The sequence below is a fragment of the Labrys sp. F242 genome (assembly GCF_057813875.1).
The window spans coordinates 2,663,900-2,676,706 of sequence record NZ_JBVASG010000001.1 but is presented as its reverse complement, the minus strand read 5'-3'; the positions used below and the strand labels follow the sequence as shown (position 1 = coordinate 2,676,706).

The window sequence follows — 12,807 nt, the reverse complement described above, 5'->3', positions numbered from 1 at the left end:
CTCGGAATGCGTGGTCGAGACGAAGCCACATCTAGGTTGGTATCAGCCCCATTCCTTGCCTCATTTCGATTCACCAGAGGCAACGCAGTTCGTTACATTTCGATTGGTGGACAGCCTTCCCACGAATTTCGCCAATCCGATCGATCGAATGGAGCTCAATCGGCGACAGATCGAACGGGAACTAGATAGGGGTCTTGGTGCATGTTGGTTAGGGATGTCCCAGATTGCGTACCTCGTGCAACAGGCCTTGTTTGCCTTCGATCAGGAGCGCTATCGTTTGTGGGCATGGTGTGTCATGCCCAATCACGTGCATTGCCTATTCGAGACTATTGAGGGACATCGGCTCGGCGATATCATCCGATCCTGGAAGAAATACACAGCCCTAAGAGCGAACCGCGTACTTCAGAGAGACGGAGCCTTTTGGCAGCGCGACTATTTCGACCGCTTCATGCGAAACGAGGAGCAATTCGGGCGAACTATCGACTATATCGAGCGCAATCCCGTGAAAGCGGGACTTTGCCGTCATCCGATCGACTGGAAATGGTCAAGTGCGCGTTTTCGGTCGGGCGAATAGGCCGATCTGGAGATCGGCCCACCGACGCGCAACCCGCTCCGTCCCTCTGCCCCGATTGGAATGGTTGTGTTAAGCCACAGCAAAGCAATGCATCGGTTGGCCTGCCATGAACACTTCCAAATCCGTCTCCGACCTCTCGCTCGCCGAGGCCCGCACTGATTATGAGGCGCTCGCGGCGCGGTTGATCGAGGCCGACAAGGCCTATTTCCAGAACGATGCGCCGATTCTCAGCGATGCCGATTACGACGCCCTGCGTCGGCGCTACACGGCGATCGAGGAGCTTTTCCCCGAGCTCAAATCGGCCGAGAGCCTGTCCGACAGAGTCGGCGCGGCGCCGTCGGAGAAATTCGCCAAGGTAAGGCACCGCGTGCCGATGCTCTCTTTATCCAACAGCTTCTCCGATGAGGATGTCGAGGAGTTCGTGGCTCGCATCCGCCGCTTCCTGGGCCTTGGCGAGAGCGATGATGTGGTTGTAACCGCTGAACCCAAGATCGATGGCCTGTCCTGCTCGCTGCGCTATGAGAAGGGCAGGCTGGTGGTGGCCGCCACGCGGGGCGATGGTGCCGAAGGCGAGGACGTCACTGCCAATGTCCGCACCATCGGCGACATTCCCAACGTGCTCAAGGGCAATGTCCCCGAGACTTTCGAGGTGCGCGGCGAAGTCTATATGAGCCACGCAGATTTCAATGCCATGAATGAGAGGCAGGCGGCTCTCGGAAAGCCCCTGTTCGCCAATCCGCGCAACGCGGCGGCCGGCTCGCTGCGCCAGCTCGACGCCGCCATCACCGCCAGCCGCCCCCTGCGCTTCTTCGCCTATGCCTGGGGCGAGGTGAGCGCCCTTCCGGCCACCACGCAATTCGAGGTGGTGAGGGCTTTCGCCGACTGGGGCTTTGCCGTGAACCCCTTGATGGTACGCTGCCACGGTGCGGCTGACCTGCTTGTCCACTACCGGATGATCGAGGCCCAGCGCGCCACCTTGGGCTATGACATCGATGGCGTGGTCTACAAGGTCGATCGGCTCGATCTGCAGCAGCGGCTCGGCTTCGTCTCGCGCTCGCCGCGCTGGGCGACGGCGCATAAGTTCCCGGCCGAGAAGGCAACCACGCTGCTGCAGGGCATCGAGATCCAGGTGGGACGCACCGGAGCTTTGACGCCGGTGGCGAAGCTCCAGCCGGTTACCGTCGGCGGCGTGGTCGTCTCCAATGCCACCCTGCACAATGAGGACGAGATCGCCCGCAAGGATGTGCGTATCGGCGATACCGTGATCGTGCAGCGGGCCGGCGACGTCATCCCGCAGATCCTGGGGGCCGTGATCGAGAAGCGCCCGGCGGACGCCGTTCCCTATGTCTTCCCTGAAACCTGCCCTTGTTCGCTGAAGACCCCCGTCGTGCGCGAGGAAACGGTGACGGGCGGGGAGGGGGCCGTGCGGCGCTGCTCGGGCGAATTCGCCTGTCCTTTCCAGAAGATCGAGCATCTTAGGCACTTCGTGTCCCGCCGCGCCTTCGACATCGAGGGGCTGGGCGAAAAGCAGATCGCTTTCTTCTTCGAGAATGACGATTTGCCTATCCGCGAGCCCGGCGACATCTTCACTTTGGCAGTCCGTGACGGCCAGAATCTGAAGAAGCTGAAGGATCGAGAGGGTTTTGGCGCGACCTCCACCAAGAACCTGTTCGCGGCCATCGATGCCCGCCGCGAGATCGCGCTGGAGCGTTTCCTCTATGCGCTCGGCATCCGCCATGTCGGTGAGACCACGGCCCGCCAGCTCGCCCGCGCCTATGGTTCCTGGCAGGCCTTCGAGCAGGCGGCGCTGCGCATCGCCGCCAAGGACGAGGAGGCCGGTGCGGAGATGGATGCAATCGACCAGATCGGCGAAACCGTGGTGGAGGCCATCGGCGCCTATTTCGCCGAGAGCCACAACCTTGCCATCCTCGGACGGCTGACGGCGGAGATCCGCATCCTCGATGCTGAAAAGCCCCGCTCCGAGAGCCCTGTCGCCGGCAAGACGGTGGTGTTCACCGGGGCGCTGGAGCGCATGAGCCGTGACGAGGCCAAGGCCATGGCCGACCGGCTGGGCGCGAAGGTCTCGGGCTCCGTCTCCAAGAAGACCGATCTCGTGGTAGCCGGCCCCGGCGCCGGTTCGAAACTGGCGGATGCGCAAAAGCACGGCGTCAAGGTCATCAATGAGGATGAATGGTTCGAGCTCGTGAATGGAGCGGGGAACACGACGAATGACCAGGATGCGTAGACTTTGCCTCGGCCTTCTGCTGGCATCGGGGCTGGCGGTGCCAGTCCTGGCGGCCGAAACCTCGCCCGAGGCGATAGTGAAGCAGATCTATTCGGGAAAGACGCCCGAGACGAAGGGCATCGACATCATCGGCGATGTCAAGCTGCGTGCCAAATATCTCAGCAAGGACCTGGCCGCCGCAGTGAAGAAGGATATCGACGAATCCACCAAGTCGGGCGAGGTGGGAGCGCTCGATTTCGATCCGGTGAGCGATTCACAGGATCCGATGATCAAGGATTTGAAGATCGAGCCTGCTTCGCTGCAGGGTGACCGGGCCCAGGTGGGCGTGAGTTTCAATCGCGGTGATCCCAAACGCGACGAACTCGTCTACGACTTGGTGAAGGAAAACGAGCAGTGGCGTGTTTTCAACATCTCGAAGAAGGGCAGTACTGAGGAGGCTTGGTCCCTTCGTCAGATGCTGTCCTTGAAATAAAGGCGGCCGCTACGGCGGACGCAACTTTCATCCAAGCAATTTGCCGACAAAGTCATTATCTTGTGGCGATGCCGTCGGAATCCACTGCCTTCACCACACTTGGGGATGCCGCCGAACGGGGCGATGCCGTTCGGTTCTGGCGCGAGCAGCGCTATGATGGATTGGAATGCCTGAGCGCGATCTTCCGCCGGCACCGCTATGTGCCCCATACCCATGAGACCTATGCCATCGCCGCCGTGCTCGATGGTTGCGAGGCATTCTCGCATCGCGGTGTCAGGCATTATGCCTCGCCGGGAAGTTTCGCGATGGTCTGCCCCGATGAATTGCATGACGGCGAGCCGGCGGGCGAGGGCTTCGTCTACCGCGTACTCTACCCCACCGTCGATCTGATGCGCTCAATTGCCGAGGACACCTTCGGCCGTTCGACCGCCGGCACACCTTGGTTCGATCGCTCGGTGATCGAGGATCCTGCTCTGGCGGCTGACCTGGTGGAGCTGCAGATTGCACTCAGCGATCCCGCCGTAACCCTGCTCGAACGGGACGCCAGGCTCGGCCGCTTCTTTTCGGCCTTGCTCGGGCGTTGGGGCGGACATGGCGAGCCGATCAAACTCGGTGACGAGAGCGGGCCGCTTGCCAAGGCGCGCGCCTATCTGGACCAGCATTTCGAGCGCGATGTCGGCCTCGACGAGCTTGCCGCTGTGGCCGGCCTCAATCGCAGCCATCTGGTGCGCTCCTTCCGCAAGGCGATGGGGACCACGCCGCATGCCTATCTCACCGACCGGCGCTACCGGGCGGCCCGCCGCCTGCTGGCGGCAGGCGAAGGGCCGGCCGAAGTGGCTGCTGCCTGCGGCTTCTACGATCAGAGCCATCTCAACCGAGTGTTCAAGGCGCGCATGGGTGTGACGCCGGGGGCTTTTCGCGGGTGATGGAGTGTCAGCCTCCGGCCGACAAACGTCAGCCCGAGGCTGACACTCCCGATGCAACTTTTGTCCAAGACTGGCGATTGCGTTGTGCTTAATCAGGGCGCTCCATCAGGAGTTGTCCCTTGTCCGCCCGTTCCGAAATCCGTTCCGCGCTGATCGATATCGCTCCGCCCGCCCTGGCGGCGATTCCGATCGGCTTCCTGTTCGGCGCCATCGCTGTCTCCAAGGGCCTGTCGCCGGCCGAGATCGCGCTGATGTCGACAACCGTCTTTGCCGGCAGTGCGCAATTCGCTGCCCTCGAACAATGGGTGCAGCCGGTTTCCATCCTGACCTTGGCCTTCGGCACCCTGCTGATCAATTGCCGCCATATCCTGATGGGGGCCTCGCTGACACCCAAGACGGCGCTGTTCTCGCCCGCCCAGCGTTTTCTCGGCTTCTTCATGATGGCCGACGAGAACTGGGCGATGTCGGAGCGCCGGGCCGCTAGGGCCGAGCTGACGCCGACCTATTATTTCGCCATGTCGGTGTTCTTCTATCTCAATTGGGCGCTGTGGAGCTCGGCGGGCGGGCTCGTCGGCCAGCTTCTGGGCGATCCTGCCCGCTACGGCGCCGATTTCGCCTTTACGGCCCTGTTCATCGGGCTGATCGCAGGCTTTTGGGAAGGGCGCAGCTCGGCGGCGACCATCCTCACCAGCGCCGTGGTGGCGGCGCTGGTCTATTTGAAGATCGGGGCACCCTGGCATGTGCCCGCGGGCGCCCTGGCGGGCATTCTGGCTGCCTTCCTGACGGGCCATCCCGGCTTCCTGGCCGGGCCTCCCGGCCATAGCAAGCTCGACACCAAGGAGGCCATCGATGTCGTTTGATCCCCATACGGTCGCGGCCATCCTCACCATGGCCTTGGTGACCTACGCCACCCGCATCGCCGGCATCTTCCTGGGCGGCCGCCTCGCTCTGGCGGGCCGCACCAAGGCCGCCTTCGATGCCATCCCGGCAGCCGTGCTGGTTTCCGTGATCGCCCCGGTCGCCCTGGCGACCGGGCCGGCCGAAACCATCGCCGCCGGCATCACCGCTGTCTCCGCCACCCGCATGCCCCTGCTCGTCACCATCGCGGTCGGCGTGGTCAGCGTGGTGCTGTTGAGGATGGCCATGGGGTGAGGAGGGTCTTCAGACCCGCTTCTTCGTTAACGCTTAAGCGTCGCAAGGTTGACCCGAAGGCTAGCGCCCCGATTAACCGATCGCCTGCGTAACCTGCTCCAGCCACTGGCGCTCCGGCTCGTCGAGCAGAGGGGCGAGCGTCTCGCGCACCTGGACATGGTAGGCGTTGAGCCAGTCGATCTCTCTTTGGGTGAGCAGGGACGATTCGATCGGCCTGGTGTCGATGGGCGCGAGGGTGAGCGTCTCGAAGCCGTACATGGTGCGCTCGGCGCCCTTGATCTCGATCTCTTCGACCAGGACGAGGTTCTCGATGCGCACACCGAAGGCGCCGACCCGGTAATAGCCCGGCTCGTTGGACAGGATCATGCCGGGTTCCAGCGGCGTGGTGCCGAGCTTGGAGATGCGCTGCGGCCCTTCATGCACGGAGAGATAGGAGCCGACGCCATGGCCGGTGCCATGGTCGAAATCGGTACCGATCTCCCAGAGCGCGGCGCGGGCGAAGCTGTCGAGCTGGGCGCCCGAGGCGCCCTTGGGGAAGCGCGCCAGGGAGATGGCGATGTGGCCCTTGAGCACGCGGGTATAGCGGTCCTTCATCTCGGGCGAGACCTCGCCTACCGCGATGGTGCGAGTGATGTCGGTGGTGCCGTCGACATATTGCGCGCCTGAGTCGATCAGGAAGAAGCCAGGCGTCACCGGGCGGTTGCTGGCGTGGCTGACGCGATAATGTGGCAAAGCGGCGTTCGGCCCGGCCGAGGAGATCGAGGGGAAGGAGAGGTCCTTCAAGACGCCGGTGCCTTCGCGGAAGCGCTCCAGGGCCTCGGCCACCGAGATCTCGGTTTCCTTGCCGGCAGGCACGGCCTGCTCGAACCAGGCGAGGAAGTTCACGAAGGCGACGCCGTCGCGAATATGGGCGGCCCTGGCGCCGGCCCGCTCGGCCTCATTCTTGACGGCACGCAGGAGGGCCACGGGATCGCCGCCCTTCTGCACCTTGCCGCCGGCCTGCTCGACCAAGGTGGCGAAATGCTCGACCACCATGCCTGGGTCGAGCCGCACCGTCTTGCCCTTCACGCTTCCAGCGAGCACGGCCTCTATCTGGCGCGGCTCGGCGATCGCCATATGCTGGGCGAGATCGTCCCGCACCGCGTTGGAAAATTTGCGGCCATCGGCGAACAAGGTCGGCTGTCCCTCCGCGGGCACCAGCGCGTAGGAGAGGGGCAGGGGCGTGTGGGAGACGTCGCCGCCGCGGATGTTGAAGAGCCAAGCGGAGGCATGGGCATCGTTGGTGAAGACGGCGTCGATCTTCTGCTCGCGCAATTTGGCCTGCAGGCGTTCGACCTTGGAGGAAACGCTCTCGCCAGCCAGAGCGACGTCATGCAGGATGATCTGGGCGAGGGGCGGGGCAGGACGATCCGTCCAGATGGCGTCGACCGGGTTTTCCGTGACAGCAACGAGACTTGCGCCCGCCTTCTCGCAGGCGGTGCGAAGACGTTCGACCTCGTTCATCGATTGAAGATGCGGATCATAGCCGAGTTTCATGCCAGGCTTGAGCACGGCGCCCAGCCATTTTTCCGGCGGCTCTTCGATGAGATGGCGCGGCGTGTATGTCGAAGTGTCCACCTGCTCGCGCACCTGTACGGTGTAACGCCCATCGACGAAAATCGAAGCCTGGTCCTTCAGGACGATGGCGATGCCGGCGGATCCCGCAAAGCCGGTGAGCCAGGCGAGGCGTTCTTCCGAGGGCGGGCAATATTCGTTCTGATGCTCGTCGGAGCGAGGAACCACGAAGCCGTCGAGGCCCGAGGCGGCGAGCTTGCCGCGTAACGCTGCCGCGCGGGATGGGCCGAGGCTGGGCTGGGAAATTTCGTCGAAGGACTGAAAAGCCATTTGATCACCCTTGAAATATAATTGCCTTCTCCGGCAGGCGGATGAGGGAGAGACGCGCCCTTGCAGACTTGGCGCCAACACCTCTCATCCGGCGGCCGCCACCTTCTCCCGCAAGGGAAGAAGGGAATGGTTTTGCTTGCTCACAGCTTCTTTGGCTTGCCACCGCCATACGACAGCACCAGCGTTGTCCATTCGTCGATCTTGATCTGGCGGATGAGATGCAGCCCTTGGGCGCGATATGCCGCCAGTGCGGCATTGGCATGGGAGTGGAGCAAACCCGAGAGGATCACTGTGGCGCCGGGCGCCAGGAGGCGGCTCATCGGTGCCGCCAGGCGGACCAGCGGGCCCATGAGGATGTTGGCGAAGACCAGATCGAACGGCTTGTTGGTCTGCATGGCGCGTGCGGTGGTGCCGCGCGCCACGAAACTCTCCACATAGGCTCCGGCCTTGTTGAAGCGGATATTGTTGCGCGCGGTGGCGATGGCAACCGGATCGATGTCGGAAGCCAGTACGCGCAGGCGCAGGGCGCGCGCAGCCGCGATGGCGAGCACGCCGGTGCCGGTGCCGATATCGAGCGGCCGGCTCGGGCGCTTGCGCTTGAGGAGATCGTCCAAAGCGAGGAGACAGCCCCGCGTGGTGCCGTGATGACCGGTGCCGAAGGCCAGGGCCGCTTCGATCTCGATGCCGATGGTGTTTCCAGGCACGTGCTGCCGATCGTGGCTGCCATGGACGGTGAAGCGGCCTGCATTGATTGGCGCGAGGCCCTCGAGGGAGGCGGCGACCCAGTCCTTGTCGCCGAACGCGTCGAAGATCACCTCCATGTCAGGGCCGGCCGCCAGCGCGATCAGGTCCCTTACGGAAGCTTCGTCCGGCTCGGTACGGAAATAGACCTCGACCAGCCAGGGGGGCTTGGCCGTGCCGTCTTCCCTCTCGAAGGCGGCAATCGCCGTTTCCGTGGGATCGAAGGCCTCGCCGAGCAGGTCGGCGATGCGACGGGCGCGCATCTCGTCGGTGACGATACGCGCGACATGAGTGGGATTGTTGGGATGAAGACCTTCGAGCATGTCGCTTGGCTATCGCGCCGATCGCCGAAGGGCAACGGAAATCGCGATTAACGCGATGTTGTTTCCTGCAGCCCCAAGCTCCCTAGCCGCCGAAACGCTGGAAGCGTTCGCGCAGGGCCCGCAACTTTTCCACGCCGGCATTGGCGAAGGCGACCCGCATATGTCCTTCGAGGCCTGGGCCGAAATAGGGACCCGGCAGGCAGAGCACGCCGGCCTTCTCCACCAACTCCTTGACCACGCTCGCGGCGGTATGGCCATGGAAGGGATGGTGCAGGAAGGCGAAATAGGCGCCCATCGCATCGATCCGCCAGCCGTTGATGCCCTCGAAGGCCGCGCGGAAGCTGGCTGCCCGCCTGTCGATTTCCAGGCGATTGGCTTCACGCCATTCCGTCAGGCCGTCGATGGCCCAGGCGACGGGGGCCTGGGCGGCGCGCGGTGCGCAGATCTGCAACGTGTCGAGAACCTTGCCGACTTCGGCCGCCACAGCGGGGGCGGCGACGAGCGCGCCCAGTCGATGGCCGGGAATGCAGTAGCTCTTCGAAAAGGAGTAGAGATAAATCAGCGTGTTGTCGAAATCACCGGAAGCGATGAGTCCGTGCGGCCTACCGGCGACGAAGTCCCGATAGGTCTCGTCCAGGATGAGGAAGAGGCCACGTTCCCGGCACAGGCGCGCAAAGGCTTCGATGGTTTCAGGCGGGTAGACGGCGCCCGTGGGGTTGTTGGGCGTGACCAGCAGGATCGCCCGCGTGGTGGGATCGATCAGTTCGGCAGCGCTCTCGACCTCGGGCACGAACCCGTTTTCAGGCGGGCAGGACAATGCCCGAGCCTCGATGCCGAGCATGTCGAGCGTCATCTTGTGATTGAAGTACCAGGGGCTCGGCAGCAGGATTGAGTCACCCGCCTTGGCCACTGCCAGGGCGGCGACGAAGAACGCCTGGTTGCAGCCGGTGGTGATCGAGACGGTCTGCCAGTCGACCTTGCCGCCATAGAGGCTGGAGAGGTGCGCGGCATAGGCCTGGCGCAGAACCGTATCGCCCTCGATCGGGCCATAGCTCGCGCTCGACGCCGCGCTTGCATTGCGGCCGAGCCGCTCCAGCAGCTCCGCATGCGGTGGATAGCCCGGAACCGCCTGCGAGAGGTCGATCAGCGGGCCCGCCGCGCCGTCATAGTCGCGCGCCCAGGCCTGCGCTTCCGGGATCGGCGGAGTGGCGGTGTCGAGGAGATTGGGATTGATGGCGGGCAGCGTGCTCATGGGCCCTTAAATGCCTGCGGCGCATTGACATGACAAGTGGATTCCAGATGGCCGCGGCGATGACATTGTCGCAGGAATCTCCTACGCCTTCTCCCATGTCTTTGCCACCCAGCCTCAGGATCGATGCCGCCCGCGCGGCCGTGTCGCTCAGCCCCACCGATGCTGCCTTCGTGCAGCATCCCTATCCCACCTACCGGGCCATCCACGAAGCATGCCCCTTGTTCTTCTGGGAGGAATATGGCTGCTGGTGCGCGGCCTCGCACCAGACGGTGTTCGACCTCTTTCGCGATAAGCGCTTTGGGCGCGAGGTGCTCCACGTGGCCACCCGCGCCGAACTCGGCTGGCCGGAGCCGCAGCCTCATCTGGCACCCTTCGATGCCGTCGATGCCCATTCCATGCTGGAGCGTGAGCCGCCTGTTCACACGAGGCTGCGCACTTTGGTCAATCGGGCCTTCGTCACCCGACAGGTCGAGCGCCTCAGGCCGCGGATCGCGGCCCTTGCCAACCAATTGATCGACGGTTTCGAGGGGCGAGGGAGCGTCGATCTGATCGGGGCCTTCGCCACGCCGATCCCGGTGATCCTGATTGCCGAACTCCTGGGCGTGCCGGTCGAGATGGCGCCGCAGCTGCTCGATTGGTCGCACCATATGGTGGCGATGTATCAGTTCAGCCGCAGCCGTAGCATCGAGGATCAAGCCGTTGCGGCAGCTGAAGATTTCTCCTCCTTCCTGCGCGGCTATGTCGAGCGGCGGCGGGCCGAGCCGCGCGACGATCTCATCAGCCACCTCATCGCCGTCGAAGCCGAGGGTGACCGGCTCAGCGAGGAGGAACTGATCTCCACCTGCATCCTCCTGCTCAATGCCGGCCATGAGGCGACAGTGCATGCCATCGGCAATGGCGTGAAATCCATCCTGCAGGCTGGTCTCGGCAGTGAGGCGGTGCTGGCGGGCGGCGAGGGGCTGGTGGAGGAAATACTGCGCTTCGATCCACCACTCCACATGTTCAAGCGCTATGCGCTGGAGGACGTGACGCTCGGGCCAGCCACCTTCCGCAAGGGCGATGAGATCGGCCTGCTGCTCGGTGCCGCCAACCATGATCCTGATCGCTTCCAGGAGCCCGAGCGTTTCCTGATGACGCGGCAGCGTCCGCCTCATGTCAGCTTCGGCGGCGGCATCCATTTCTGCGTGGGAGCGCCCCTGGCGCGGCTGGAACTGGAGGTCGCGGTACCGATCCTGTTCGAACGGCTGCCCGGCCTGCGGCTGGAGGGAACGCCGGTTTATGCCGATACCTATCATTTCCACGGGCTGAAGGCGCTGGATTTGAGCTGGTAACCCTGGGATCGCAGGCGTTTTCGCCCATGGGCGCTAACTTAGCGGCCAGAGGCGCAGGTAGCGGGAGGGTCGATCTCCACAGCTCCATCAATTGATGGAGCGAGATCGACCACCTTTGTCCTCTATCTGGCTCGACATTTCCAAGATGGTCGATCTGGAGATCGACCCTCCAATCTGGTGCCACCACCCGAAGTTAGCGCCCATGGACGAGGACGCCTGCGATCCCAGGAGCAAGCCCTGCACGAGGGGCGTGTCAGCTTTGTCTTGGCTGTCGTTTTCTTTCAAATCCGCTCATGTTATGGATATTGCAAGTATATAACATACACACTGTGTTATATTGTCATTGACACATTGCAAGGGACTGATCATGGCAACCCCCTCCAGCCCGCAAGCGGCGGCAGCCAAGCCCTTCTATGCCTCCTTCGGTTTCCAGGTGCTCGCCGCCATGGTGGTGGGACTGGTGCTTGGCCTTTACGCCCGCTCACTTGGGCCAGACGTAACGGGCAACCCGAACTGGCTGGTGCAGACGCTGACGACGATCGCCTCGATCTTCGTCCAGCTGCTCTATGCCCTGGTGCCGCCCTTGGTCTTTACTGCAATCGTCGCCTCGATCGGCAATCTGCGTAAATTGTCGAATGCCGCGGCGCTGGTCTGGCAGACGCTGCTGTGGTTCGCCATCACCGCCCTGATCGCCGTGCTGATCGGCATCGCTCTCGGCCTGATCATTCAGCCGGGCCTGCATTCGAGCGTATTGGCGGAGACCGCCAAGGCGCCGGCCACCACCGGTTCCTGGCTCGATTTCCTGAAGGGCCTGGTGCCCGCCAATATCTTTGGCATCCAGGCCTCGACCAAGCTCGTTGATGGCGCTGCCTCCACCTCGCTGCAGTTCAACGTGCTGCAGATCCTGGTCATCGCCATTGCGGTCGGCGTGGCGGCCCTGAGCGTCGGCGAACGGGCCAATCCCTTCCTCACCTTCAACGAGTCGCTGCTCGCCATCGTGCGCAAGATCCTGTGGTGGGTCATCCGCCTGACCCCGATCGGCACGATCGGCCTGCTTGGCAAGGCCGTGGCGCAATATGGCTGGCAGACACTGGGGCAACTCTCCTGGTATGCGCTCGCCATCTATATCGGCCTCGCCATCGTCCTGCTCATCGTCTACCCGCTGCTGCTGGTACTGCATGGGCTGAGCCCGGCTCGCTTCTTTGCGGGTGCTTGGCCGGCGATCCAGCTTGCCTTCGTCTCGCGCTCCTCGGTCGGCACCATGCCGGTCACCGAAGCGGTGACGGAGCGCAGCCTCGGCGTGCCCCGCGAATATGCCGCCTTTGCCGTACCGCTCGGCTCGACCACCAAGATGGATGGCTGCGCGGCGATCTACCCGGCCATTTCGGCGATCTTCGTCGCCCAGTTCTACCAGATCCCGCTCGGCATCGAGCATTACGCGCTGATCGTGTTCGTCTCGGTGATAGGCTCGGCCGCCACCGCGGGCCTCACCGGCGCCACCGTGATGCTGACGCTGACGCTGTCGACCCTGGGCTTGCCGCTCTCCGGTGTCGGCCTCCTGCTCGCCATCGATCCGATCCTCGACATGGGCCGCACGGCGGTCAACGTCGCCGGTCAGGCATTGGTGCCGCTGCTGGTCTCCAAGCGCCAGGGCATCCTCGACGAGGCCCGCTTCAACCAGGCCGGCGGCATCGACAATCTCGACGCCGGCGTGCCGGCCAAGGGGTGAGGGGAGCTGCGACCAACCCTTCTCCCCTTGCGGGTGTCGTCAACTCTCTTGAGTTGACTAGAGGTGCCCCGAAGGGGCGGATGAGGGGGATATGGGACCGTGAAGGATGGGTGCTGGCACCCCTCATCCGGCCCGGCTTCGCCGGTCCACCTTCTCCCGCAAGGGGAGAAGGCTGGTC

Annotated in this window: 11 protein-coding genes; 8 read left to right on the top strand and 3 right to left on the bottom strand. The window is 63.7% G+C overall.

The annotated features are described in order from the left end of the window. Nucleotides 1-10: 10 nt before the first annotated feature. The 6 genes from ACZYTC_RS12540 (at nt 11) to ACZYTC_RS12515 (ending at nt 5,369) form a co-directional block, all read left to right on the top strand. The gene (locus ACZYTC_RS12540; RefSeq protein WP_488989708.1) at nt 11-574 is read left to right on the top strand and encodes an REP-associated tyrosine transposase; all 564 of its coding nucleotides are present in this window, start codon (nt 11-13) and stop codon (nt 572-574) included. Nucleotides 575-680: 106 nt separating this feature from the next. Next, nucleotides 681-2,819, top strand: a complete 2,139-nt coding sequence (ligA, locus tag ACZYTC_RS12535; RefSeq protein ID WP_454813399.1) for an NAD-dependent DNA ligase LigA — start codon at nt 681-683, stop codon at nt 2,817-2,819. Next, nucleotides 2,812-3,291: a DUF3828 domain-containing protein gene (locus tag ACZYTC_RS12530; protein ID WP_488989707.1), complete on the top strand. Its 480-nt coding sequence runs from the start codon at nt 2,812-2,814 to the stop codon at nt 3,289-3,291. Before ligA ends, ACZYTC_RS12530 begins: the two co-directional genes overlap by 8 nt. Before the next feature lie 68 nt (nt 3,292-3,359). Further along, a complete protein-coding gene (locus ACZYTC_RS12525) occupies nt 3,360-4,217 on the top strand; it encodes a helix-turn-helix transcriptional regulator (RefSeq protein ID WP_434955759.1) in 858 nt (285 codons plus the stop codon). Nucleotides 4,218-4,336: 119 nt separating this feature from the next. Continuing rightward, nucleotides 4,337-5,077, top strand: a complete 741-nt coding sequence (locus tag ACZYTC_RS12520) for an AzlC family ABC transporter permease (RefSeq protein ID WP_434955760.1) — start codon at nt 4,337-4,339, stop codon at nt 5,075-5,077. Continuing rightward, nucleotides 5,067-5,369: an AzlD family protein gene (locus tag ACZYTC_RS12515; RefSeq protein WP_434955761.1), complete on the top strand. Its 303-nt coding sequence runs from the start codon at nt 5,067-5,069 to the stop codon at nt 5,367-5,369. Before ACZYTC_RS12520 ends, ACZYTC_RS12515 begins: the two co-directional genes overlap by 11 nt. A 72-nt stretch (nt 5,370-5,441) precedes the next feature. Here ACZYTC_RS12515 and ACZYTC_RS12510 read toward each other — a convergent pair whose 3' ends face one another. From ACZYTC_RS12510 to ACZYTC_RS12500, 3 genes are all read right to left on the bottom strand, one after another. Then, nucleotides 5,442-7,253, bottom strand: a complete 1,812-nt coding sequence (locus ACZYTC_RS12510) for an aminopeptidase P family protein (protein ID WP_454813402.1) — start codon at nt 7,251-7,253, stop codon at nt 5,442-5,444. A 140-nt stretch (nt 7,254-7,393) separates the two neighbouring features. Further along, entirely contained in the window at nt 7,394-8,317 is a 924-nt protein-coding gene (locus tag ACZYTC_RS12505; RefSeq protein ID WP_488989706.1) for a 50S ribosomal protein L11 methyltransferase, read from the bottom strand. Nucleotides 8,318-8,399: 82 nt separating this feature from the next. Next, nucleotides 8,400-9,560: an aminotransferase gene (locus ACZYTC_RS12500; protein ID WP_488990004.1), complete on the bottom strand. Its 1,161-nt coding sequence runs from the start codon at nt 9,558-9,560 to the stop codon at nt 8,400-8,402. 104 nt (nt 9,561-9,664) lie between these two features. On the opposite strand from ACZYTC_RS12500, the gene ACZYTC_RS12495 reads away from it, so the two are divergent. Together ACZYTC_RS12495 and ACZYTC_RS12490 are read left to right on the top strand one after the other, a co-directional pair. Next, on the top strand, nt 9,665-10,900 hold the full coding sequence (locus ACZYTC_RS12495; protein WP_488990003.1) for a cytochrome P450: 1,236 nt from the start codon (nt 9,665-9,667) through the stop codon (nt 10,898-10,900). Nucleotides 10,901-11,267: 367 nt separating this feature from the next. Next, entirely contained in the window at nt 11,268-12,629 is a 1,362-nt protein-coding gene (locus ACZYTC_RS12490; protein WP_488989705.1) for a dicarboxylate/amino acid:cation symporter, read from the top strand. Nucleotides 12,630-12,807 lie beyond the last annotated feature (178 nt).

What these genes read in the sequence shown, in the direction of transcription:
- ligA (WP_454813399.1), top strand. Translation starts at nt 681, where the DNA reads ATGAACACTTCCAAATCCGTCTCCGACCTCTCGCTCGCCGAGGCCCGC.
- ACZYTC_RS12530 (WP_488989707.1), top strand. Translation starts at nt 2,812, where the DNA reads ATGCGTAGACTTTGCCTCGGCCTTCTGCTGGCATCGGGGCTGGCGGTG.
- ACZYTC_RS12525 (WP_434955759.1), top strand. Translation starts at nt 3,360, where the DNA reads ATGCCGTCGGAATCCACTGCCTTCACCACACTTGGGGATGCCGCCGAA.
- ACZYTC_RS12515 (WP_434955761.1), top strand. Translation starts at nt 5,067, where the DNA reads ATGTCGTTTGATCCCCATACGGTCGCGGCCATCCTCACCATGGCCTTG.
- ACZYTC_RS12510 (WP_454813402.1), bottom strand. Translation starts at nt 7,253, where the DNA reads ATGGCTTTTCAGTCCTTCGACGAAATTTCCCAGCCCAGCCTCGGCCCA.
- ACZYTC_RS12505 (WP_488989706.1), bottom strand. Translation starts at nt 8,317, where the DNA reads ATGCTCGAAGGTCTTCATCCCAACAATCCCACTCATGTCGCGCGTATC.
- ACZYTC_RS12495 (WP_488990003.1), top strand. Translation starts at nt 9,665, where the DNA reads ATGTCTTTGCCACCCAGCCTCAGGATCGATGCCGCCCGCGCGGCCGTG.
- ACZYTC_RS12490 (WP_488989705.1), top strand. Translation starts at nt 11,268, where the DNA reads ATGGCAACCCCCTCCAGCCCGCAAGCGGCGGCAGCCAAGCCCTTCTAT.